Annotated in this window: 22 protein-coding genes; 12 read left to right on the plus strand and 10 right to left on the minus strand. The window is 56.1% G+C overall.

The features are described 5' to 3' along the window. The first annotated feature begins 62 nt into the window (after positions 1-62). The 4 genes from Q1K31_RS07525 (at position 63) to Q1K31_RS07540 (ending at position 3,358) form a co-directional block, all read left to right on the plus strand. A complete protein-coding gene (locus Q1K31_RS07525; RefSeq protein ID WP_300378396.1) occupies positions 63-392 on the plus strand; it encodes a UrcA family protein in 330 nt (109 codons plus the stop codon). 336 nt (positions 393-728) lie between these two features. Beyond that, on the plus strand, positions 729-1,790 hold the full coding sequence (gene alr, locus Q1K31_RS07530; protein ID WP_300378398.1) for an alanine racemase: 1,062 nt from the start codon (positions 729-731) through the stop codon (positions 1,788-1,790). Continuing rightward, a complete protein-coding gene (locus tag Q1K31_RS07535; RefSeq protein ID WP_300378400.1) occupies positions 1,783-2,583 on the plus strand; it encodes an ABC transporter permease in 801 nt (266 codons plus the stop codon). Before alr ends, Q1K31_RS07535 begins: the two co-directional genes overlap by 8 nt. A 10-nt stretch (positions 2,584-2,593) precedes the next feature. Beyond that, positions 2,594-3,358, plus strand: coding sequence for an ABC transporter ATP-binding protein (locus Q1K31_RS07540; protein WP_300378402.1), 765 nt, complete (start codon positions 2,594-2,596; stop codon positions 3,356-3,358). Positions 3,359-3,377: 19 nt separating this feature from the next. Here Q1K31_RS07540 and Q1K31_RS07545 read toward each other — a convergent pair whose 3' ends face one another. The 4 genes from Q1K31_RS07545 to rpsF form a co-directional block, all read right to left on the minus strand. Further along, the gene (locus Q1K31_RS07545) at positions 3,378-4,865 is read right to left on the minus strand and encodes a replicative DNA helicase (RefSeq protein WP_300378404.1); all 1,488 of its coding nucleotides are present in this window, start codon (positions 4,863-4,865) and stop codon (positions 3,378-3,380) included. Between the two features lie 252 nt (positions 4,866-5,117). Beyond that, on the minus strand, positions 5,118-5,708 hold the full coding sequence (gene rplI, locus Q1K31_RS07550; protein ID WP_300378406.1) for a 50S ribosomal protein L9: 591 nt from the start codon (positions 5,706-5,708) through the stop codon (positions 5,118-5,120). A gap of 11 nt (positions 5,709-5,719) precedes the next feature. Next, the gene (gene rpsR / locus Q1K31_RS07555; RefSeq protein WP_300378408.1) at positions 5,720-5,992 is read right to left on the minus strand and encodes a 30S ribosomal protein S18; all 273 of its coding nucleotides are present in this window, start codon (positions 5,990-5,992) and stop codon (positions 5,720-5,722) included. Between the two features lie 11 nt (positions 5,993-6,003). Further along, on the minus strand, positions 6,004-6,339 hold the full coding sequence (gene rpsF / locus Q1K31_RS07560) for a 30S ribosomal protein S6 (protein WP_300378410.1): 336 nt from the start codon (positions 6,337-6,339) through the stop codon (positions 6,004-6,006). 345 nt (positions 6,340-6,684) lie between these two features. Between rpsF and fabD the strand changes: the two genes are divergently transcribed. The 8 genes from fabD (at position 6,685) to Q1K31_RS07600 (ending at position 15,236) form a co-directional block, all read left to right on the plus strand. After that, positions 6,685-7,632 (plus strand): ACP S-malonyltransferase, encoded by a 948-nt coding sequence (gene fabD, locus Q1K31_RS07565; protein ID WP_300378412.1) that lies wholly within the window; start codon positions 6,685-6,687, stop codon positions 7,630-7,632. A gap of 59 nt (positions 7,633-7,691) precedes the next feature. After that, a complete protein-coding gene (fabG, locus tag Q1K31_RS07570) occupies positions 7,692-8,429 on the plus strand; it encodes a 3-oxoacyl-[acyl-carrier-protein] reductase (RefSeq protein WP_300378414.1) in 738 nt (245 codons plus the stop codon). A gap of 109 nt (positions 8,430-8,538) precedes the next feature. Continuing rightward, a complete protein-coding gene (locus Q1K31_RS07575; protein WP_084396812.1) occupies positions 8,539-8,775 on the plus strand; it encodes an acyl carrier protein in 237 nt (78 codons plus the stop codon). 11 nt (positions 8,776-8,786) lie between these two features. Continuing rightward, entirely contained in the window at positions 8,787-10,070 is a 1,284-nt protein-coding gene (gene fabF, locus Q1K31_RS07580; RefSeq protein ID WP_300378418.1) for a beta-ketoacyl-ACP synthase II, read from the plus strand. A 55-nt stretch (positions 10,071-10,125) separates the two neighbouring features. Continuing rightward, entirely contained in the window at positions 10,126-11,160 is a 1,035-nt protein-coding gene (gene mltG, locus Q1K31_RS07585; protein WP_300378420.1) for an endolytic transglycosylase MltG, read from the plus strand. Then, positions 11,157-12,050 carry a YicC/YloC family endoribonuclease gene (locus tag Q1K31_RS07590; protein ID WP_300378422.1) on the plus strand — a complete coding sequence of 298 codons (894 nt, stop codon included), beginning with the start codon at positions 11,157-11,159 and terminating at the stop codon, positions 12,048-12,050. The genes mltG and Q1K31_RS07590 overlap by 4 nt, the downstream gene beginning before the upstream one ends. After that, positions 12,040-12,693 (plus strand): guanylate kinase, encoded by a 654-nt coding sequence (gene gmk / locus Q1K31_RS07595; protein ID WP_300378424.1) that lies wholly within the window; start codon positions 12,040-12,042, stop codon positions 12,691-12,693. The genes Q1K31_RS07590 and gmk overlap by 11 nt, the downstream gene beginning before the upstream one ends. 146 nt (positions 12,694-12,839) lie before the next feature. Further along, positions 12,840-15,236 carry a TonB-dependent receptor gene (locus tag Q1K31_RS07600; protein WP_300378426.1) on the plus strand — a complete coding sequence of 799 codons (2,397 nt, stop codon included), beginning with the start codon at positions 12,840-12,842 and terminating at the stop codon, positions 15,234-15,236. 78 nt (positions 15,237-15,314) lie between these two features. Here Q1K31_RS07600 and rsmA read toward each other — a convergent pair whose 3' ends face one another. The 6 genes from rsmA to plsY all read right to left on the minus strand — a co-directional run bounded on the left by rsmA (position 15,315) and on the right by plsY (position 22,618). Further along, complete coding sequence (gene rsmA, locus Q1K31_RS07605; RefSeq protein WP_300378428.1) at positions 15,315-16,151, minus strand: 16S rRNA (adenine(1518)-N(6)/adenine(1519)-N(6))-dimethyltransferase RsmA; 837 nt, start codon at positions 16,149-16,151, stop codon at positions 15,315-15,317. Beyond that, on the minus strand, positions 16,144-17,157 hold the full coding sequence (pdxA, locus tag Q1K31_RS07610) for a 4-hydroxythreonine-4-phosphate dehydrogenase PdxA (RefSeq protein WP_300378430.1): 1,014 nt from the start codon (positions 17,155-17,157) through the stop codon (positions 16,144-16,146). Before pdxA ends, rsmA begins: the two co-directional genes overlap by 8 nt. Positions 17,158-17,201: 44 nt before the next feature. Then, complete coding sequence (locus Q1K31_RS07615) at positions 17,202-18,518, minus strand: SurA N-terminal domain-containing protein (RefSeq protein WP_367187543.1); 1,317 nt, start codon at positions 18,516-18,518, stop codon at positions 17,202-17,204. Positions 18,519-18,611: 93 nt separating this feature from the next. Further along, a complete protein-coding gene (locus Q1K31_RS07620; protein WP_300378434.1) occupies positions 18,612-20,798 on the minus strand; it encodes an LPS assembly protein LptD in 2,187 nt (728 codons plus the stop codon). 132 nt (positions 20,799-20,930) lie between these two features. After that, complete coding sequence (gene dprA, locus Q1K31_RS07625; RefSeq protein WP_300378436.1) at positions 20,931-22,007, minus strand: DNA-processing protein DprA; 1,077 nt, start codon at positions 22,005-22,007, stop codon at positions 20,931-20,933. Next, the gene (gene plsY / locus Q1K31_RS07630; RefSeq protein WP_300378438.1) at positions 22,004-22,618 is read right to left on the minus strand and encodes a glycerol-3-phosphate 1-O-acyltransferase PlsY; all 615 of its coding nucleotides are present in this window, start codon (positions 22,616-22,618) and stop codon (positions 22,004-22,006) included. Before plsY ends, dprA begins: the two co-directional genes overlap by 4 nt. Between the last annotated feature and the right edge of the window lie 34 nt (positions 22,619-22,652).

Here is a 22,652-nt window from a genome sequence, read left to right on the forward strand (position 1 = left end):
ATTTTTGATAGGTTGAAATTGCTCAAGGGAAAGGGTCGATAAAGTGAAATCAAGGAGGACTCATGTCCCGTCACATTCTTGCAAGCGTTATTGCCGTAACCCTTCTTGCTGGTGCAACTGCACCCGCAGTCGCCGACCAACGTAGCGATCCGCGGTCTATTGAGGTCGATGTTTCCGGAATTGACCTGACCAGCGATGCGGGTGCGCGTATGGTCATGAAGCGTATTGAACGCGCTGCCGACCGTATATGTGGTGTTCGCAGTGGACTGAAATCACTCGAAGAAGTTCGTTTCGAAAAGGCATGCGTAGAAGATGCCGTAGAAAATACGCTCCTTTCAATCGGTGATGACCCGGCTCGCCAGGCAGCACTCCGCAAAGTTCGTGAAGGCTGAAACTTGCACAGGGCTTCACGAGGAAGGCCGTCCGCAAGCCCTGAGGCGGACGGCCTTTCATGTTGACCCTGAGGATGGCTTACACGTTGAATTGAGAGTTTCCTAAGTGATGGTTAGCTGTGCATTACAGTCGTAACTTTTTCATCATAATATACCCTCTACATCCAAAATTCTGTTCGATCTGTCGAGGTTGTGCCCCCCAGGCACGTAGACCAGTCGTCTTAGCGGGATGTCGACGGATATGCCGATCAGCGTGTCAGGAGCACGCTTGGTTCTCCATAAGCGCCGACATTTCCGGGTTTGCGCGTAGCGCGACGCCCGCTAAAGCCGGAGACCATGAGCCTTCAGCCGCGTGCCCGAATTCATACTGCCAATATCGTTGCCAATTGGCGTGCGATTGCTTCGCTTGCGCCTGACAGCGAAGCAGGAGCTGTGGTCAAGGCCAACGCCTATGGTCATGGTGCCGGTCCTGTCGCACGTGCCCTTCGCAAGGCGGGATGCAAGACCTTCTTCGTTGCTTATGTAGAAGAGGGGGTGGAGCTGCGGGAATGCATTGGGCCCGATGCTCATATTTTTATCTTCAATGGTGTCGAGCCCGCAGATATGCAATTGGTTCAGGATCTGGGACTAGTGCCCGTAATGAACTCGATTCCGGCTCTCAGAGAATGGCTCTCCCGGGGTGGCGCGGGTAAATATGCAGTTCACATAGATACCGGCATGAACCGGCTTGGAATTCGCGTTGGCGATCTCTCAGAGCTCTTGGATCTGTCGCACACGAATCCACCTCATCACGTCATGTCGCACCTGGTCGATTCCGATGTGCCGTCTGATCCCTTCAATTCTCGCCAAAGAGATGTTTTTGCCAAGCTGAGTGCAGCTTTTCCAGAGGCGAGAAAAAGCCTTTCGAATACAGGGGGGTGTTATCTGGGGACGGGCTTCGAATTCGATATCACCCGACCAGGTATTGGTCTCTATGGTGGCGGGCCCACAGCTCCAGAAGGTATGGAAATATTACCCGGCATGACGCTTGAAGCGCCTATTTTGACGGTGCAGCGTGCTAGCGCGGGTGAAACTGCCGGCTATGGAGCTGAATGGACATTCAATAGCCCGCGTCTACTGGCGACAGTCGCGCTAGGTTATGGAGACGGGTTTCCTCGCTCAGCTGGAAATACGGGGTATGCAAACCTTGGCGGTTACCACTGCCCGATTGTCGGGCGGGTCTCGATGGACCTCATCACGATCGATGTCACATCAGCCGCAACCCTTGCCAAACCAGGTATGTTCGCTCAATTCATCGGGGCTGAGGTTGCGCTTGAAGATCAGGCCAGACTCGCCGGCACCGTCGGCTATGAACTTGTAACGGGATTGGGACATCGTGTCAGACGCATCTATGAGTAAATCCGGAGCTCTTCCCAATCCGCTGGCATGGATCGGTCGGGGCGCGATTGCCCTGTTCGCGGAAATCGGTCGCCTCATCATTTATTCTGGCCAGGTCATGTTCTCGGCCCTGACCCCGCCATGGAACTTGACGCAAATCGGCAAGCAGATGGTCGCCATTGGCTTCTTCTCGCTGCCAGTGGTTGGTTTGTCAGCGGTGTTTATCGGGGCAGCCTTGGCGCTCAACATCTATACCGGCGGCAATCGGTTCGGGGCCGAGCAGTTTGTCCCCAATATTGTCGTTCTTGGTATCACGCGCGAACTTGGTGCCACGATTACTGGTCTCATGCTGGCAGGACGCGTAACGGCCGGCATTGCCGCGGAAATCGGTGCAATGAAGGTAACCGAGCAGATCGACGCACTGAAAACCCTGTCTGCCAATCCGTTCCGTTACCTTTATGCCCCGCGCTTCCTGGCCGCTTGCATCACGCTTCCCATGCTGGTGCTGGTAGCGGATATCATCGGCGTGATGGGGGGCTGGCTTGTCAGTGTCTACGGGCTCGATTTCGATTCCACGACCTATATCCGCAACACGATGGATTTCCTGACCATGGAAGATGTTGCTGTCGGCCTCATCAAGGCGGTGGTCTTCGGCGCGGTCATTGCGATCATGGGCTGCTATCAAGGGTCGAAGTCATCGGCAGGCGCGACTGGGGTCGGTCGTGCGGCAACCCTGTCCATGGTGGGGGCTGCAGTGCTTGTTCTTGCTGCAAATTACATCATGTCGACGCTCTTCGTGAACATCGGACTATAAGGCGTAAGCGATGACCCAACCGATCCTCGAGCTGAAAGACGTAGAGAAAAGCTTTGGCAGCAACCATGTCCTGCGCGGTGTGAACATAGATGTAGCGCCCGGTAATTCGCTTGTCGTTCTCGGCGGCTCCGGCTCAGGCAAGTCAGTGATGTTGAAGAATGCACTTGGCCTGATGAGCCCGGATTCAGGGCGGATCCTGTTTGATGGTGAGGATGTCACGCATGATCAGGGCAAAGAGCGAGAAGCCATGCGCGCCCGTATTGGTATGCTCTTCCAGTCAGGCGCGCTGTTTGACTCCCTGACCGTGTGGGAAAATGTCGCCTTTCGTTTACTCAATGCCGAAAAGATGAAGCGTGCCGAGGCGAAGGACCGCGCGATTGCAACCCTGAAGAAGGTCCGTCTCGGCGCCTCCGTGGCTGATCTCAGACCGGCCGAGATTTCCGGCGGCATGCAGAAGCGTGTGGCGCTGGCGCGTGCCATTATCACCGAGCCCGACCTGATCTTCTTTGATGAGCCCACCACAGGTCTCGACCCGATCACGGCCGACGCAATCAATGACCTTATCATTGAGCAGGTGAAGGCGCTGGGAGCCGCCTCCATTTCCATTACTCATGATATGGCATCGGCTCGCAAGATCGCCGACGAGATTGCGATGTTGTATGAAGGCGAGATTATCTGGCGCGGACCGGCTGACCAGATCGACAACTCCGGTAATGATCATGTCGACCAGTTTGTCCATGGCCGTGCCGACGGCCCGATCCAGCCCGCGCTCTAGCGGGACATTTTACAAGGGCTTATTCGAATTCCCCATCCGGCACCGGGCGTTCGAGATTGCCGAATCGGGTCGTGTTGGCATCGAAGGCGAGGGTAACGCGACCGATCGGGCCGTGGCGTTGCTTGCCGATAATGACTTCTGCCGTGCCGTAGACTTCATCCATGCGCTGGCGCCATTTCGTCCATTTTTCGCCGGCATTCGGGTCATCCGGCGAAGCCTGAGGCTCGGTGCGCTCAAGGTAATAGGACTCGCGATATACGAACATCACGACGTCGGCGTCCTGTTCGATAGAGCCGGATTCGCGAAGGTCTGACAGTTGCGGGCGTTTATCGTCACGTTGTTCGACCTGTCGCGAGAGCTGGGACAGGGCAATGACCGGCACATTGAGGTCTTTGGCGAGGGCTTTCAGCGACATCGTGATCTGGGTGATCTCCTGCACGCGCGAGTCGCTCGCCTTGCCTGATGTGGAGGTCAGCAGCTGGAGATAGTCGATCACGATCATGTCGAGGCCGACCGTGCGTTTCAGGCGCCGGGCACGAGCCGAAAGCTGGCTGACAGAGATACCGCCCTGGTCATCAATGTAGAGGGGAAGGTTCTGAAGCTCTTCGGTGGCTTCCCGAATCTTCTCGAAGTCATGCTTGTCGAGATCGCCCTGACGGATGCGGTGAGCATTGATGCTGGTTCGTTCGGCGATGATGCGCGTCGCCAGCTGCTCGGATGACATTTCCAGTGAGAAAAAAGCGACGACGGCACCGTCCACTGTTTTCTTCGAACCATCTTCCTGTGTCTCGCGCCGGCAGGCATGGGCAGCATTGAAAGCGATGTTCGTCGCAAGCGTCGTCTTACCCATTGATGGGCGACCGGCGAGGATAACGAGGTCGGACGGGTGAAAGCCACCTAGTTTCTGGTCGAGATCGTCAAGATGTGAGGCGATGCCGGCGATCTTTCCGTCACGCTGATAGGCGGCTTCGGCCATGTGCAGCGACTCTTTGAGCGCTGAAGCGAAGGTATGAAACCCGCGGCCCGACGAACCCCGGTCGGCAAGGTCGAACAGGGAGCGCTCGGCCAGTTCCAGCTGGCGGTCGCCGTTCTCGTCAGGTGCAGGGGTGTGGGCGCGCTGCTGCACACTCGCGCCAATATCGATCAGTTCCCGCCGCATCGCCAGATCGCGGATCATGTGAGCGTAGTCAGAGATTTCTGGTCCGAACGCTGCTGATTGCAGGAGTTCACCAAGATAGGCGGCCCCGCCGATGTCCTTCAGCTTGTCGGCCTTTTCAAAGTGTTCGCTGAGCGTGATGCCGTCAGCCACGCGGCCGGACTGAATCATGGTCGAGCAGACCTCGAATATTTCCTGATGGGGAATCGAGTAGAAATCTGTCGGGCGCAGAATGTCGGCGACGCGCTGGAAGGCGTTATTGTCATAAAGCACCGCACCTATCACGGCGGCTTCAGCCGACAGGTTGTGCGGGGCCTCGATTGTCGAGGGCGGATTGGACATATCGTTCATCAGCGCCACCAGTCTGGATTGGTCCGCTACATTAGCCAAGCGGTGTAAGGGATTGCAGGCTTGACTCTCATCTTTACGCAGCGTCCGGCATTACATTCCACAGCGGATGGCTCGCTTGTGGAAATCATGTTCCCCCGGACTGGCAGGTTTTGTGTCATCAGATGTACCTGATGGCTGGCCCATGGTGAAGGGAATAAAAAAGGCCGCGCTCTTGCGGGCGCGGCCTTTCTGCGTGTGATGAGACGGGAAGATCTATTCTTCTTCAGTCTCGCGTGTTTCTTCTTCAAGCTCGGCAGCGGCTTCGGCACGTTCGGAAGCCTGTTCCGACTCGATGCCCTGCTGTTCGGCCTGAAGTGTCTCGATGATGTTCTCGCCGGCAGCCTGGCGCTCGGCTTCTTCCATCGAGCGTGCGACGTTCACGGTAATGTTCACCAGAACCTCGGCATGAAGGCGAATGCCCATCTCGTAGACCCCGATCGTCTTGATCGGCTGGTCCAGCTTGATCTGGCCGCGTGTAATCTTGAAGCCCTTCTCAGCGAGGCCTTCGGAGATGTCACGGGTCGAAACCGAGCCGTAAAGATTGCCTGTATCAGAGGACTGACGCAGCAGAACCAAGTCGGTGCCCTCGAGCGAGTCGCCGGTCTTCTGGGCTTCGGCACGGGCATCAGCATTGCGCTTCTCGATAGCCTCGCGTTCGGCGACGAAGCGGGCGCGGTTCTGATCGTTGGCAATCAGGGCCTTGCCGCGTGGCAGGAGGAAGTTCCGGGCAAAGCCGTTCTTGACCTGAACCTCTTCACCAAGTTCGCCGAGATTTTCGACGCGTTCTAGAAGGATGATATCCATGAGGTGTCCTCCTATTTCACGCTGATTGGCAGGAGCGCGAGCATACGTGCGCGCTTGATGGCACGTGCGAGCTTGCGCTGGTTCTTGACGTTCACTGCAGTGATCCGGCTGGGCACGATCTTGCCCTTTTCGGAGATGTAGCGCTGCAGGAGCTTGATATCCTTATAGTCGATCGCCGGTGCGCCTTCGCCGGAAAACGGATCGACCTTGCGGCGGCGGTTGAAAGTGCGCCGGGCAGGGATGTTGGTGATATTGATATCACCCGTGGAGCTTTCTGAAGACATATCTTTCTCCCTTAGTCCTTACGGCCCTTACGGCCCATCATGGCGGACGGCTCGTCGTCGAGCTCGTCAACGCGTACCGTCATGTAGCGGATGACGTCGTCGGAGATCCGCTGACGGCGCTCAAGTTCTTTGATGGCTTCCGACGGGGCCTCAAGATTCAGCAGGGTGTAATGTCCCTTGCGCTGCTTGTTGATCGGATAGGAGAGGTTACGCAGGCCCCAATACTCGGTCTTGCCGACTTTGGCGCCATTGCTTTTCAGAAACTCTGAAAGCTCTTCGGTCAGGCTCTCGACCTGAGCAGGCGAGATGTCCGGCCGGGCAATCAGCACGTGTTCATAAAATGCCATTTGTCATTCCCTAAATATACAGACTGCGGCGCAGGTTGGGCGGGAAACCCATCCGGCGATGGCCCCTGGATGGCACGGCTCATTCCGCACCGCAGGACCGCAGCCTTGGTGAAGCTCGGGCTTAAACCTCAACTGCACGAAAGAATCAAGCTTAGCGGGCAGTATCTGGCAGGGTATGACGTCCAACGCGCCTTCTGTTTCGGTCGATTCAGGCTTTCTTGCGTCAGTAGGTCGATCATCCAGAAATATGCTGACTCCACCCGATACTTGCGCATTGTGAGGGAGCCTTCTAGGCAATGCGCTTAAGAGACAAGACGATTCCGTTACACAAAAAGGCAGGGCCTCATGACGAAATTTGCCTTCATCTTTCCAGGACAGGGTAGCCAGTTCATCGGCATGGGAAAGGATCTTGCCGACGCATTTCCAGCAGCTCGGGCTGTGTTCGATGAAGTCGACGAAGCTCTCGGGCAGAAGCTTTCCGAGCTTATGTGGACCGGTGACGAAGATGAGTTGAAGCTGACGTCGAATACCCAGCCAGCGCTAATGACTGTCAGTGTAGCCGTGATGCGCGCACTGGAGGCTGAGGCCGGCACTGGTGCAGAACGTGCCGCCTTCGTCGCCGGGCACTCGCTTGGAGAATATTCTGCACTGGCAGCAAGTGGTGCTATTTCAGTGGGCGATGCAGCCCGGACTCTCCGTATCCGCGGCAATGCTATGCAAGCAGCCGTGCCAGCAGGCGAAGGTGCGATGGCTGCTCTCTTGGGTGCAGATCCTGAACAGGCCAGCCAGCTTTGCGCGATCGGAGCCTCTGAGGGTGGGGTTTGCGAAATCGCGAATGATAATGCACCCGGACAGATCGTGATTTCTGGTTCCAAAGCAGCCGTAGAGCTGGCAGCCTCCAGGGTGTCCGACGTCGGTGTGAAGAAAGCGATGATGCTGCCGGTGAGTGCGCCATTCCATTGCTCATTGATGCAACCGGCTGCAGACCAGATGATGAAGGCGCTTTCAGAGATCGAGATTGCTGCCCCGGGTGCACCTCTGGTGGCCAATGTCACCGCTCAAGCCGGTAGCGATCCAGTTGCCATCCGCCAGCAGTTGATCGAACAGGTGACAGGCCAGGTACGCTGGCGCGAAAGTGTTGAGTACATGGCAGGGCAGGATGTTCAGCTCTTCGTTGAAGCTGGGGCGGGGAAAGTCCTCACGGTCATGAATCGCCGTACTGCGAAGCAGATCGAAGGACTGACATTGGGCACGCCCGAAGAGATCGAATCGGTTGCACAACGTCTCGGCTGAGGCGACAACAGAAAACAAGACAGCCAAACAAGAGCGACATCTCTGGGAGAAGAACATTCATGTTTGATCTGACAGGCCGCACGGCACTGGTCACAGGGGCCTCAGGTGGTATTGGGCGCGCGATCGCGAAATCCCTTTCTGAAGCGGGTGCCAAGGTCGTGCTTTCGGGGACACGCGAAAATGTGCTCGAAGAGGTAAAAGCCACGCTTCCAGGTGAAGTGGCTATCGTGCCTTGTAATCTTTCTGATCCAGATTCCGTCGATGGTCTGGTTGGCAAGGCTGAGGAGGCGATGGCGCCGCTGGACATCCTTGTGGCCAATGCCGGCATTACACGTGACGGACTACTGATGCGTATGAAAGACGAGGACTGGAATGATGTCCTCAACGTCAATCTTGGATCTTATTTCAGGCTGACCAAATCCTGTATGCGAGGGATGATGAAGCGCAAGCATGGGCGCATTATCGGTATCACCTCGATCGTTGGTGTGATGGGTAATCCCGGACAAGCGAATTATTGCGCTTCTAAGGCTGGTATGATTGGCTTTACGAAATCACTTGCGCAGGAAGTCGCCAGTCGTGGTATCACGGCGAATTGTGTCGCTCCCGGCTTTATCGAATCGCCGATGACAGATGGGCTTCCAGAGGCGCAAAAGGAGGCGCTTCTGGGCCAGATTCCAACGGGCAAACTCGGACAGGGCAGTGACATTGCTGCCGCTGTAGCTTATCTCGCTTCAGATGAAGCCGCTTATGTCACAGGGCAGACCTTGCATGTGAATGGCGGCATGGCGATGGTATAAAAGAGGGCGAACCGAACAGTCACAGCCCTTGGCGTCGTATTAATCTTCGTGCTAACGGGCATTCAAGACCGGATCGGTCTTCCAATCAGACATCATGAGAGAGGTTTCCATGTCTGACGTTTTCGAGCGTGTTAAAAAGATCGTTGTCGAGAATCTCGACGTTGAAGAAGACAAGGTTACGGAGTCGGCGAGCTTTATCGACGACCTCGGTGCCGACTCGCTGGACCTGGTCGAGCTGGTCATGGCCTTCGAAGAGGAATTCAACATCGAGATTCCCGATGATGTGCAGGAGAATATCCGCACGGTTGGTGACGCTGTCACCCACATCAAGGCTCACGTCTCCTAGAAGGATTGCTGATGCGCCGCGTTGTCATTACCGGGATCGGGCTTGTTTCGCCGTTAGCTAGCGGTCGTGAAGCCACATGGGAAAGACTCCTCGCCGGAAAGTCCGGTGCCGGACCGATCGATGTGTTCGACACCAAGGATGTTCCCTGCAAGATCGCTTTCCAGGTGCCGTGGAATGACGGCCGGGGGGGCGGCAGCGCGGATGATCCGCACGCCTTCGACCCAGACAAGGCCGCCAGCGCCAAGGAACGTCGCCGGATTGATGAGTTCATCCTTTATGCTCTGGCCGCATCCGATGAAGCTGTTACCGATTCCGGGTGGGAGCCCAAAACGGATGAAGACAGGGAGCGGACTGGTGTTCTGATCGGTTCAGGGATTGGCGGCCTTCAGTCAATCTATGAAACCTCCATAACCTTGCATGAAAAAGGCGCGAAGCGGGTGAGCCCGTTCTTCATTCCTTCTTCGCTGATCAACCTCGCCTCCGGGCAGGTATCGATCCGCCATGGTTACAAGGGGCCGAACCATTCTGTCGTCACCGCCTGCGCGACAGGCGCGCACGCGATCGGCGATTCAGCACGCCTGATCCAGTATGGCGATGCGGACATGATGCTGTGCGGGGGTTCCGAGGCCGTTATCTGCGAAATCGGTATTGCCGGTTTTTGTGCGGCCAAAGCCATGTCCACCAGCTTCAACGACACGCCCGAGAAAGCCTCACGTCCTTATGATAGGGACCGGGACGGCTTCGTCATGGGTGAGGGGGCTGCCATCCTCATGCTTGAAGAGTATGAGCATGCTAAAGCGCGTGGTGCGAAGATCTATGCCGAAGTCTCCGGATATGGCCTGACGGGTGATGCATATCACATCACAGCTCCGGCCGAAGGCTCCGAAGGCGGCTATCGCGCGATGAAGATGGCGCTCGGTCATTCGGGACTCGATGTATCCGAGATTGATTATGTGAACACACATGGCACCTCGACGCCGAAAGGTGACGAAGGTGAGGTGGGTGCCGTCGAACGGATATTTGGAGAGCACGCGAAAAATCTGTCGCTTTCTTCTACAAAGTCGGCTGTAGGCCACCTGCTTGGAGCAGCAGGTGCAATCGAAGCTGCTTTCTCTGCGCTGGCCATCCGCGACCAGATCATGCCACCGACACTCAATCTCGATAATCCGAGTGTTGAAACCGATATCGACCTGATCCCGCACGCCGCCAAGAAAGGCAATGTGCGCGCAGCCATGTCGAACAGTTTCGGTTTCGGCGGCACGAATGCCTGTCTCATTCTCAAGCAGGTCGACTAGTTCCATTGGGCGGGTCCCTGATGCAGTCTGGGCCCCGCCAACCTGAGTCGAACCCATGCGTTTCCTGAAAGCCATTATAGCGCTTGTCTTCATCAGCATCGTCCTCGGTGGCGGTGCGCTTGGAGCCGGCTGGCTATGGCTGCAAAGTGAAATTTCCAAGCCCGGACCGGCCCCGCAGGAGGCAACTTTTGAAGTCAAATCTGGAGAGCACCTAGCAAGTGTGGCCGACAGGCTGGAAGAGCAGGGCCTGATCAGGCATTCACGCGCTATGCGTTTGCATGCGCGCCTCGAAGGGGATGAGGCGGCTATCAAGGTGGGCGAGTATGCTATTTCGCCCCAGGCCTCGGTCGCGGACATACTTGCCAAGCTCGTGTCAGGCGATGTCATCGAGTATCGTATCACGATCCCTGAGGGGTGGACGACGGCACAAATCCTGCGGCGTATCGAGGCCCACGAGGAGCTTGTCGGAGATATGCCCGAGCGCGAGATCGCGGAGGGAACGCTTCTCCCTGATACCTATATTTTTCCTTCGGACACTTCACGTGCCCAGCTTCTCGAACGGATGGAGGCCGCTCAGGACAAGCTTCTTGAAAAGCTTTGGGCCGAACGTGGTGAAGACCTGCCGGTCGACACACCTGAAGAGGCCTTGATCCTGGCTTCCATCGTCGAGAAAGAAACTGCGGATGCCAGTGAACGGGATCTCGTCGCTGGCCTGTTCACGCAGCGGTTGAAGCGTGGCATGCGGCTGGAAAGCGATCCAACTGTCATCTATGGCGTTTCGCGTGGTGAACCGCTCACACGGACGATCAATGGCAAAGAGGTCCGCCGTACACTCTATCGTTCTGAACTGGACAGGGTGACAGACTGGAATACCTACGAAATCGACGGATTGCCGAAAACTCCAATCTGTAATCCGGGCCGGGCCTCCATTGCGGCGGTCCTCAATCCGCCTGAAACTGATTATATTTTCTTCGTTGCTGATGGGAAAGGCGGGCATGTTTTTGCTGAAACGCTCGCCGAGCATAATCGCAATGTGGCAGCCTACAGGGCGTATGAGCGCAAGGAAATCGAACGGGAGCGGAGCAATTGAAGGCACGTGTTTCTTCAATGACTGGGTTTGCCCGTGTAGCCGGCGAGGCAGAGTGGGGCAGCTGGGCCTGGGAAGCCAAGAGCGTAAACGGTCGTTCCCTGGATGTACGGGTAAATACCCCCTCGGGCTTCGAGACGCTTGACCAGCACATGAAGCGGGCTGCCAAGCAGCACTTCACGCGCGGAAACCTTCAACTCGGCCTGCGTATTGAGATCAGCGGCGGAACTGAAACACTGAGCGTAAACGAAACTGCTTTGCAGGCGCTCGTGAAAGCTTATGAGGCTCAGTCTGGGCGTTCAGTGAGTGATAGTGATGCGCTCGCCACACTTATGGGCGTGAAAGGTGTTGTCGAAGCTGGCAGTCAATCCACACGAGATATTGCCGCGGATGAGAATACGGTGGGCATGTTGCAAGCAGCGGGTGACGCTTTGCTCTCAGAACTCGCGGGCGCACGAAATGCTGAAGGCGAAGCACTGGCGCGTTTGCTGGAAAGCCACCTGAATGACATGGATGCTGCTGTGGCGCGGGCTGAAGGGCTAGCCGCGAGTCAGCCGCGTTTATTGAAAGCGCGCCTCGAAAAGCAGCTCATCGAGCTTGAAGCTGACAGTTCTGTCGATGCGGACAGGATGGCTGCCGAAATCGCGTTATCTGCTGCCAAGGCAGATGTACGTGAAGAGCTGGATCGTCTCCGGGCCCATATAGCAACGGCCCTGGAATTGCTCGCGCAGGGCGGGGCTATTGGGCGGAAGTTCGATTTCCTGACTCAGGAATTCAATCGCGAAGCCAATACACTTTGTTCAAAATCAGCGAGCCTTGATTTGACGAATGAGGGACTCGCGCTCAAAGGACTGGTGGATCAGGTCAAGGAGCAGGCCGCAAATGTCGAATAGCGGACACCCCAAGGACCAGGGCGAACGCCGTGGATTGATGCTTGTGATTTCATCGCCTTCGGGCGCAGGCAAGACAACACTCTGCCGCAAGCTCATGGACCGGTTCGACGATATAAAGCTTTCTGTTTCGGCGACAACGCGTCCGCCGCGTCCTGGTGAAACCAATGGCGTCGATTATCATTTCAAGACACGTGATGAATTTCGCGAGATGATTCGCAAGCGTGAGTTCCTCGAATGGGCGCTTGTTTTCGACAACCTTTATGGCACCCCGCGTGCCGACACTGAGGCTCTCTTGGCAAGTGGGCATGACGTCCTGTTCGATGTCGACTGGCAGGGTGCTGATGCGCTACATGACCAGATGCCACGTGACGTGGTATCAGTATTTATTCTTCCGCCCAGTATCGAGGCGTTAAAAGGACGTCTGGCGGCCCGCCCGGGCTCTACGGATGAAATCGTTGAGCGACGCATGCGTGATGCACGCGCCGAGATGCGTCACTGGCGGCGCTATGATTACGCCATCGTGAATGACGATCTGGAGATTGCGTATCATCGGCTCGAGCGAATCCTGCTGGTTGAGCGGCTCAAACGCCTCCGTCAACTGAGCCTGGAAGATCATGTTCGAGAGCTTATGGGCGAGGCTTAAGTCGCCTCTTCTACCTCAAATCCTGATGCTTGTTAGCCACATGAATCTGGTTTCTGACAGGAAGATGACAGAATAATTGTATTTGTAATTGCTCGACCTTCCCCTGCGTCACATACTCCCGGAATAAAGAAAAATGGGAGGAAATATTGAGCAATACCATCAAATGCACTGCACGCGGAAGCACGGCTCTTGCCTTGTTTCTATCATCGGGCCTTGTCGCAATCGCGCAGGATGGTGGCCCGGATCCGGTTGAGCGCGAGGCTGAGGCACGCCAGAAAACCATCATCGTCACGGCGACAAAGCGTGCGCAGACCCTTCAGGATGTGCCATTCTCCATCAATGCCCAGACGCAGGAAGACATTGCCGTTACTGGGTCTACCAATCTTGAGGACTTGTCGCGCAATGTTGCCGGCCTTTCGATCCAGAATCTGGGCCCGGGACAAAGCCAGGTGGCCATCCGCGGTGTGTCAGCTGGTCAGATCGTACGTGACCAGCCGGGCGTGAAAGAACAGGTTGGTGTGTATCTCGATGAGTCGGTCATATCCCTCTCGCTTTTTACGCCTGATATTGACCTGTTTGACCTCAACCGGGTCGAGACCTTGCGTGGCCCTCAGGGTACACTGTTCGGGTCAGGCTCTGTTGGCGGAACCGTACGCTACATCACCAATCAGCCGAATGTTGATGAATTCGAGGGCAAGGCCGAAGCGCAGCTGAGTACGATCGACGATGGCGGGACGGGCGGATACCTGAAGGGAGCCGTGAACCTGCCACTTGTTGAGGGGCAGTCCGCCCTACGTCTGGTCGGGTATCATACCGAGTATGCCGGGTTCATCGATGCCGAGACGCCGACAGGTCGACGGGAGGATGTGAACTCTGGTAACCGCACAGGTGGCCGCGCCGCTCTGACACTCAATCTCACCGACCGCATCTCGGTAACGCCGCGTATTGTGTATCAGGAGATCAGCGCTGATGGCTTTAACCGTGAAGAAGCCTTTAACTGGCTTACCGGTGGGCCGGCGCCGGGCGAAAATACGCAGTATCTCCTTCTCGAAGAAGCTTTCGAGGATGAAACCCTGATTGGTGATGTGACTGCTGAATTCAATTTCGGCCCGGTCGATCTGACCTCGGTAACAACTTATACAGACCGCGACATACTGGTAAGCCGTGATGCAAGCTCGCTGACACATAGTGTCTCTCTGGACTTGGGGTTTGATCCGGCGGCGTTCTCGATACCTTCAAACCTGCGTGACTCGACGGCCTACCAGTCGTTCACTCAGGAGTTACGTCTGAGTTCCAATGGAACGGGCCCACTGGAATGGCTTGTAGGTGTTTTCTATGCGGACTTGGAGCGCGATTACAATCAACGCCTTCCAACGCCAGGGTATGACGCCTTTACAGATGCTGCCCTTGGAGCGGGCACATCTGAAGCGGTGTCCAATGGCTACCCGGCGGATTCACCGTTCAATTCGGACCTTCTTTACGTTCTTGAACAGACCGCCGTATTCGGCGAGGCCAGTTATGAGCTTACAGACCGGCTGACACTGACAGCCGGCGGCCGGTTCTACGACTTTGAGGAAGACCGCACGATTTCCTCGGGTGGCCTGTTCGCGAATGGTGATTCAAATGTCATGGACACCACCTCGTCCAGCGGCTTCACGCCCCGGTTCCTGGCCAGCTATGACGTGAATGAGTCAGTTACGCTAAATGCCCAGGCTAGCCAGGGCTTCCGCCTCGGTGGCGTAAATGATCCACTAAATGTGCCGTTGTGTTCAGATGAAGACGAACAGATATTTGGCGGCTTTCAGGATTATGATGATGAAACCCTCTGGAACTACGAAGTCGGTTTCAAGGCCCAGACAGGCGACCTGACCTTCAATGCGGCGGCATTCTACACTGACATATCAGATCTGCAGGTAACTCTGGATGCGGGATCCTGTTCGTCCCGCATCGTCTTTAACGTGGAAAAAGCGCATACGGCGGGTTTGGAAACCGAGTTGTCCTACAGCCCGGCGGATGGTCTCGATTTCTTTCTGGCGGCCAGCCTTATTGAAGCGGAGTTCGATTCTACGGTTGTAGATGGAACCGGAACGGTCATCGGCGGAATTGAGGAAGGTAACCGCTTGCCTTCGGTTCCCGAGCTCCAGATATCTGCATCAGGTGTATATCGCTGGAATGCAGACTGGGCTGGAAATGCGCAGGCTTTCGTGACGGGGTCTGTCCAGCATATTGGATCACGTTTTACCCAGCCCAGTGACCAGGTTCCGGGGCAGGGACTGCCGTCTGCGACAGGACTACCGTTCGGGATGCTGACGGGCGCCGAGAACCCTCAGGAGATCGTCGATCTGGAACTCGACGCTTATCAGACCGTGAATCTGAGTACCGGCCTGGAGTATCCTAGCTGGACGGTCACCCTCTTTCTCAACAATGCGTTCAACGAGAATGCAGACTTGTCTTTTGACCGTGAACGCGGTGGGCGTGCACGTCTTGGTTTTCGCGTAAACCAGCCTCGTACCTTCGGGGTTACAGTCAGAAAGCAATTCTAGCCATTATTAAGTGGGCTTGTTCAAAGGCTGCGCTTACCTAAAAGGAGCGCAGCCTTATTTACGTTCAAGCTTGGCTTTTCATGCGTCTGCAAAAGCTGTTGCCAGCGCCCTGAACTGAATTTGTAACAGCGTTTCGGCGCGAGCTGTCGGGTCGATGCCACAATTTTCGAGCCATTCAGTTGCGTCGATGCCCTTCGTCTTCGCGAGTGATTTGAGCGAAGCCCTCAGCATCTTGCGCCGCTGGCCAAATGCGGCCGCGGCCACCTTCTCCAGCGTGGCGAGGTCTTCAAATTGCTTTTCCGGTTGTAGAGGAACAAGCACTGCGACCGCACTGTCGACCTTGGGCGGCGGTTTGAAGGCACCTGGCGGCAGCGTAAAAGCGATGTGGGGATTACTAACTGCATGGGCCAGTACGGCGAGGCGACCATAATGTGGGCTGCCCGGTCCGGCGACGAGGCGCTCGGCAACTTCCTTCTGGAACATCAGCGCCATCTCTCCGCGCCATGAACCAGCCTTTAGCCAATTTACGGCCAAGGGGGTGCCGACATTGTAGGGCAGGTTGGCGATGATCATGGCTGGTTGTGTTCCGCCGGCGCAACTTACAAGCTTTGGCCAATCTACCTTGCGGGCATCTGCATTGTGTATGTGAAGACGCCCGTCTTTTGCTTCTGGCCATGTCTCAAGGGCGTTCGCGAAGCGGTCATCAGCCTCTACAGCAATCACCTTTCCTGCGCCCTCGTTCAGCAGTGCGCGCGTCAGGCCACCGGGACCCGGACCGACCTCAATAACGGTTCTTCCTTCGACAGGCCCAGCGGCTAGAGCAGTGCGACGCAGTATGTCGGGATCAAACAGGAAGTGCTGGCCAAGCGCCTTTCGTGCACGGCCCTGGGTGAAAGGTGGATCATCCTCAGACATGGGACAGCCGGTTGCCTGCCATTTCACTGGCGAGTCTTATGGCGCTAATCAGGCTGTCGGGCCGGGCTGTGCCTTCACGGGCAGCATCATAGGCCGTGCCATGATCCGGACTGGTTCGGATGATTGGCAGGCCGAGAGTTGTGTTCACCCCACCCCAGAAGTCCAGTGTCTTGACCGGGATAAGCCCCTGATCGTGAGTCATTGCAATAACAGCATCGAAGCGACCATCGAGCATCTCCGCGAATACCGTATCGGCAGAGCGTGCATCTGAAATATCCATGCCTGCTTCACGCAGCTGCGTGGCTAGTGGATTGATAATATCGCGCTCCTCGGTGCCAATGCTGCCGCTCTCGCCAGCGTGAGGATTGAGGCCAGTAAACGCGAGACGTGGTTGAGAGATGCCAAAATCGCGTTTCAGTGCGAGATTTGTCGTATGGGCAACCGAAGCCAGGGTATCCGGTGTCAGATGCTGGGGAATACTCATCAGGGGAACGTGGATCGTCACAAGGGAAACACGTAACCCTCCGCCTGCAAGCATCATGACGGGCGGATTAGGTTCACCTGTGACGTCCTCACAGATAGCTGCAAGATATTCAGTGTGGCCTGGATGACGAAATCCCGCTGAGTAAAGTACGGCCTTGGAGATGGGATTGGTTACGACACCGGCGGAATAGCCTTCGAGTGCATGCCGGGTCGCACGTTCAATGCTCTCGAGAATGCTTGCGGCAGCGGCACTATCCGCTGTGCCGGGCTGCACAACAGGCAACCTTCCGGATAGTGGAAGAACTGGCAATGCGTCATCGAAATACGTGCCAGTCTCCGCTGGATCTTGGATTACCTGTGTTTCACACGCAAAGAGTGCCGGGTCGGCGATGACATAGAACGGTGTGCGCCTGCTTTCACGTCTAAGAGTATTCCAGGCCCGTGCTGTAATCTGCGGTCCACACCCGGCAGGATCGCCCATGGTAACCGCGAGAGGGGGAGTGTCTGGTTTAATGGCCATCATGGACCTATGCGCGCTGCCTAGACGGGATAACGCCAGGTTCCGGGTTAGGACCCTCCGGCGTTACCTGGTGTGGCCCCGGCTGGTGGCGTGCTGTTTTCGCCTTGTGCGCTGGGGTCGCGATGAATGATGGTCGCTTCACGACGCAGGTCGCGCAGTTCCCGCTGTGAGATCATGTTCAGCTGGCGTGCAAAAAGCTGGTCTTCAATTTCATCACGTGATGGCAGGCTGCTGCCGCTTTCGTCACGTGAACACACATACATGACGCCAATGGATCCCCCCATGGCGAAGACATCCGTAGCCGCTCCAATTTCCGTCGATTCGACCATGTTCCGGCCTTCTGCGCCAAGGTCATTAAGGCGAACATCACTGAGGTCGGTGGCCGTCAGGTTCGGGTCATTTCCAGCAATCTCTTGTATGTCCTCGCACCCATCTGCCGCTGCTGTTGCGGCCATCAGATCGTCTTCCGAACCATTCTCAACAGATAGACGGATAAGGTCGGCGACAGTCACGGTTTCCGAAGGATCCTGCTTGCCACGGTAAGCTACGATATAGACGCCATTCTCAACTTCGATCGGGTCACTATAGCCGGGCTCATTCATGCCGCGAACGGCTTCCGCGACGTCTGGATCGACGTCAGCCAGCGAAACATAGCCCATATCTCCACCTGCGGCTGAGGTCGGTGCGGAGGAAAAGCGTTGCGCAGCAACCTCAAACGGTGCGCCGTTGCGCAGCTGCTCGAGAATTGTTTCAGCGCCATTCAGGGCTTGCTGTTTTTCCTGTTCATTGGCGGTGTAAAGGAAAATTTCCCCAAGCCGGTATTGCGTCTTCTGAGCGTTCGTCTCGAGGCGTTTCAGGCGTTCGTCGATCTGGTTGGAGGAAATCCTGATGCGCGAGCCATACAGCCCGCCCATGATCTGACGCCAGGCGATTTCAGCGCGCATCTGTTCCTGGAGACTCTGGGGATCGACCCCGGACTCCCGCAATACGCCGAGGAGGGTCTCGCGATCCATACCGGACTGACGAGCCATGTCGGCAACAGCGGCGTTGATTTCTTGTTCCGAAACCTCGATTTCATATTCCGCCGATTCCTGAATTTGCAGCTTCTCATCGATCAATTCATCGAGTGCCTGATCAGTGATCTGTGCAATCTGTTCCTGGGACGGCCGCTGGGCGCCGAGAGTCAGAAGGAGCAGGCTCGCCCTCTCACGGACGTCGCTGTAGGAAATCGGTTGGTCATTAACGATCGTAATGATGCCTTCAATTGTCTGCGTCTGCTGAGCAGCCGCCTGCGACGAAAGCGCTGGCGCTCCAAAAGCAAGTGCGAAAGCTGAAACGGCAATTCTGATCATTCTAACCTCCACTTGCCAGTCTGGACCGACAAGTCGCTGAAATTATGGCGAACCATACCGCGCAATGTGTGAGAGGCAATGCGCCGATCCCAGTTCGTATTGAACCTAGTCGAAGTTTGATGAACCAATATTACCGAGTGACTTCAACGAGAACCGGAACAGAATGGAATCGGATGGCCCAAGCTGTCTGTCGATCTGCTCTGAGCGTGCAAAAACAATCTCGAAGCGGGAACAATCGTCCTCATAGCCCACGCCAACCGAGTGACTAATGTCCCGATTACCTTCTATATCCCGCTGCAATCCGTATAGCACGAAATAGTTGTCGGTAACGGACACCTCAGAATTAAGAATAATACCTTCCTGACGATTGCCAGATTGTGAGGCCTTCTCCTGAATTCGATAGTAAAGTGCGCTTGCCTTCACTCGATCGAAATTGAGCTCCATGCTCGTGTCGAGCCGATTGAGCTCAAGTGTGTCATCATCCAGACGAACTTTCGCCTTGATAGAAAAGGGGCTGCCGAAGTCCAAGCCAAACGCACCAATCCAGTCACTGACCGTTCCGTCAAGATTACTTGCTTCGTCAAAACGCGGATCATCGCGGCTGCGCCAACGTCTTCCAGCGATGCCCGTAAATTGAACTCCGGATTTCCAGCGTGCGACGGTTGAAATACCGGCTGCGACCTTGCTGTCTCCTTCGTAGAGGTCATAGCCGACCTGGGCGTTACCCTCGAATAGTGAAGACACATCGAGTTCGTAAAAGAGGCCATCTTCAATCGGGATTTCGGAATCATTGGGCCCGCTTGTGCCGACCGCGCCCATAACGATTGGCTCGACGAGAATATCTACATTCTCACCCGCACGGTAGAGCGGGTAGGACAGTTCAAGGCCAGCCGTGCCGAAGCCCCGTTCTACGGCGTCGCTCTGGCCTTCAACCGGGAAGTCGTTCAGATCGTAATAATCGTAACGGGCTTCAGCAAATGGCTCGGCCAGGAAACCGCCAGGCAGAATTTTCTGAACAGACCAGTCAGCCGAGATGGAGGCACGTTTGCTATCTGTTCCGCTAGTGCGGCTCAGAAAGGCCGTTGAACCACTTACGCTGGCATAACCGAAGGCGCCCAGATCGAAAGCCCGTTCGGCATACCCCAGTGGCAGGACATCAGCGATGCTATCCTCACGGCTGTCGTCAAAACGAAGGCTGTCAAACGTAAGGACAGAGGCATCTGCGTACCAGTTTGTCGACTGGCCCTGCGTGTAGATCTGAGATAGCAGGATTCTTGGCTGGTTGGTATAGAGGCCGCGCTGATCATTCTCGCCGTCAATGTCATAGCGACGGGAATAGAGGTCGTCGCTCATTTTCTCGACGCCAAACCCCCACAGCCAGTCATCGTTTAGCCGGAACTTGCCGTCAGCAAATATGTGGCCGCGCCATTCCTTGTCGCCGAACCGTTCACCGTCGCTGTCGAAGTTCTGTTCATTAGTGAAACTGGTATTGATATTGACCTGACCCGAGTAGAACCTTTTGCGGTAATCCAGCTCCATGACCGGGTTTACCTTCGAGTTTATCATCGGGGAGATGACGAGATCCTGGTGAGGGGAAATGGCCCAGTAGTAGGGCTGTTGATAAAATACTCCGCGCTTTGAGGAACTTCCCACCTTGGGGAAGAGAAAGCCGGAGCGTCGTTCCGCCTGTGGATCCGGATGGGCGAAGTAGGGCAGGTAGATGACTGGAAAACCCGCGATTTCGACGACAGCATCACGGTAAGTATACATGCCGTCTTCTTCATCAAAAACGGCCTTGCGGGCACGGATTGCCCAAGTCGGTGTACTGTCTTCTTCGCAAAGTTCGCAGGATGTATAGATCGAGCGTTCCAGAGTCGTGCGGGTTTCATTCTCGCGAGTTGCAAGATTGGATGAGGCTGTGGCGCCGTCAGGTGTGCGCATCGCGAAATCGACGGCGTACCCATTTGCCAGCTGGGCATCGGTTTCGACCTCATCGGCAAACCGCTGTGTCCCGTCCGGTTCGAGGATTGTAACATTGCCCTGTGCATGGACAACGCCTGTGCGACGGTCATAGGTCAGGCGGTCGGCCGTCATCACACGCCCTTCATACTCGGCTTGGACATTGCCCTCTGCGACAACGAGATTCTCGTTTTCCAGAACGTAAGCACTATCTGCGGTCAAAGTGACGCGCTCAGCTTTTTCTTCCGACTCGGCAGGGGCCGGCTGTGCATATGCTGCGTGACTGGCCGAACCGAGCAGTATTGCTGCCAGGGCGCATTTCCAGACGGCCATGGGGTCTCCTGATCTACTCCTACCCTTGGTTCCGCATAAGCGGGCCCGGGATCGGCGTCCAGAGACTGTATGAATTGCTTGCGGGGATTTCATCACGCCTGTGACCTTACTGTCATCATTGGCAATGTGTCTTCAGGCGCGTGAAGCCAGTCCGCCCGCATGCGTGAAAGCTTTGCCATCTATCTCCAGTTCCATCAGCAGGGCGGCACATTGCCGGGCTGAACAGCCGCTGACGCGGGCAATCTCGGCAATTGGGAGTGGCGTAGGTGACAGGGCTTCCAGAATCCGGCCTGATAGCCCTTCTGTCATGATCTCATGATCGTTCTCGGGCGCGAGCGGTAATATGGGAGACCAGCTGATGTGATCATTGTTACAAAGCTGGTGAGAGACAGCTTCAGTGACATCCCCGGCATGCCGTACGAGTGTTGCTCCGTTCCGTATAAGCCGATTGGTGCCGGCCGACCGCGGATCAAGTGGTGAACCTGGCACGGCCATCACCTCGCGTCCCTGTTCACCTGCCATCCGTGCGGAGATCAGCGAGCCAGACCGCTCGGCCGCTTCAATCACGACCGTGCCAACTGCCAGGCCAGTGATGATGCGGTTGCGGCGAGGAAAATCACGTGCGCCGGCACGATGACTCAATGCGCGTTCGGAGATGATTGCCCCCTGTTGGCTTAAGGCATGGTATAATTGCGCGTGTTGTGGTGGATATATCTGGTCTATTCCGCCAGCGAGAACCGCGATGGTTCCCGTTTCCAGACTGGCGTCGTGGGCTTCGCCATCAATACCTCGCGCCATGCCCGAGGCGATAACAAAACCGGCTTCACCCAAACCTTTTGCAAGCTGCCGGGAAATGCGGCGCCCCGCCGCTGAGGCATTTCGCGCGCCGACAAGCGCGATGGCTGGCCGCGTGAACAGTTCTGTCCGACCAAGTACTGAAATGACGGGTGGGGGTGGGGATAGCTGTGAGAGCGCGGTTGGAAAATCAGGATCGCTAGCAGTAAGGATGTCAGCTCCCAAGGCCCGTGTAGCTTCCAGTTCACGCGCCGCTGTAGTCTTGTCAGTTTTTATGGAAGGTAGGGCCTTTAGAGCTGCTCCGGGTGTTCCATATCTGGATAAAAGCTGAAAGAAAGTGACCGGGCCAATACGTGGGGCACGTGCAAGCGCGATCCAGTCAACACGCTCAGCATCCCCCAACGCCATGCTCATTCCTTCTCCTGCTCTTGTTTCTTACCAAATTTTGGCTCAGTTCCATTCAGCAAACGGACGAGGTTGGCACGGTGTGTCCAGAAGACCAGAAGGCTGAGCGCTGCCAATACGGTGACGGCGAAAATCGTTTCGCCAAGCAGGAATGCACCGATGGGGACGAGGCTTGCTGCGCCGAGAGCAGCAAGTGAAGATATTCGCAAAAGTGCAAACAGGCCAAGCCAGACCGGGGCACCAACCAACAAGCCTTTCAGGGATGCAAAGGCGAGCAGGCCAGCATAAGTTGCGACACCCTTGCCGCCCTTGAAGCCCAGCCAGACCGGGTAGCAATGCCCCAGAAAAGCAGCCGCACCAGCGATCAGTCCTACATTTCTGTCTGCAAAGATGATTGAAAATACAAGGACAGCCAGACCTGCCTTGAAACTGTCCAGCAGGAGTGTTGCGAGTGCGAGGTCCTTGCGCCCGGTTCGAAGAACATTGGTCGCGCCTATGTTGCCAGAGCCAATCTTGCGGATATCACCGAGCCCAGCGGCGCGTGTGATAACCAGGCCAAAGGGAATTGACCCGAGGAGGTATCCGCCGAGCACGGCTATGGCGAAAGGGAGATAGGTCATGGGTCTCGCGTGTCTGAAATTTAATTCTGTCTTT

The organism is Henriciella sp. (assembly GCF_029936995.1).
GTDB lineage: Bacteria > Pseudomonadota > Alphaproteobacteria > Caulobacterales > Hyphomonadaceae > Henriciella.

Coding starts and splice junctions, on each gene's coding strand:
- plsY (WP_300378438.1), bottom strand. CDS start 22,618: ATGACCTATCTCCCTTTCGCCATAGCCGTGCTCGGCGGATACCTCCTC.
- Q1K31_RS07575 (WP_084396812.1), top strand. CDS start 8,539: ATGTCTGACGTTTTCGAGCGTGTTAAAAAGATCGTTGTCGAGAATCTC.
- alr (WP_300378398.1), top strand. CDS start 729: ATGAGCCTTCAGCCGCGTGCCCGAATTCATACTGCCAATATCGTTGCC.
- fabD (WP_300378412.1), top strand. CDS start 6,685: ATGACGAAATTTGCCTTCATCTTTCCAGGACAGGGTAGCCAGTTCATC.
- mltG (WP_300378420.1), top strand. CDS start 10,126: ATGCGTTTCCTGAAAGCCATTATAGCGCTTGTCTTCATCAGCATCGTC.
- gmk (WP_300378424.1), top strand. CDS start 12,040: ATGTCGAATAGCGGACACCCCAAGGACCAGGGCGAACGCCGTGGATTG.
- rplI (WP_300378406.1), bottom strand. CDS start 5,708: ATGGATATCATCCTTCTAGAACGCGTCGAAAATCTCGGCGAACTTGGT.
- rpsR (WP_300378408.1), bottom strand. CDS start 5,992: ATGTCTTCAGAAAGCTCCACGGGTGATATCAATATCACCAACATCCCT.
- dprA (WP_300378436.1), bottom strand. CDS start 22,007: ATGAGCATGGCGTTGGGGGATGCTGAGCGTGTTGACTGGATCGCGCTT.
- Q1K31_RS07620 (WP_300378434.1), bottom strand. CDS start 20,798: ATGGCCGTCTGGAAATGCGCCCTGGCAGCAATACTGCTCGGTTCGGCC.
- pdxA (WP_300378430.1), bottom strand. CDS start 17,157: ATGATGGCCATTAAACCAGACACTCCCCCTCTCGCGGTTACCATGGGC.
- fabF (WP_300378418.1), top strand. CDS start 8,787: ATGCGCCGCGTTGTCATTACCGGGATCGGGCTTGTTTCGCCGTTAGCT.
- Q1K31_RS07540 (WP_300378402.1), top strand. CDS start 2,594: ATGACCCAACCGATCCTCGAGCTGAAAGACGTAGAGAAAAGCTTTGGC.
- Q1K31_RS07545 (WP_300378404.1), bottom strand. CDS start 4,865: ATGAACGATATGTCCAATCCGCCCTCGACAATCGAGGCCCCGCACAAC.
- rpsF (WP_300378410.1), bottom strand. CDS start 6,339: ATGGCATTTTATGAACACGTGCTGATTGCCCGGCCGGACATCTCGCCT.
- Q1K31_RS07525 (WP_300378396.1), top strand. CDS start 63: ATGTCCCGTCACATTCTTGCAAGCGTTATTGCCGTAACCCTTCTTGCT.
- rsmA (WP_300378428.1), bottom strand. CDS start 16,151: ATGTCTGAGGATGATCCACCTTTCACCCAGGGCCGTGCACGAAAGGCG.
- Q1K31_RS07535 (WP_300378400.1), top strand. CDS start 1,783: ATGAGTAAATCCGGAGCTCTTCCCAATCCGCTGGCATGGATCGGTCGG.
- fabG (WP_300378414.1), top strand. CDS start 7,692: ATGTTTGATCTGACAGGCCGCACGGCACTGGTCACAGGGGCCTCAGGT.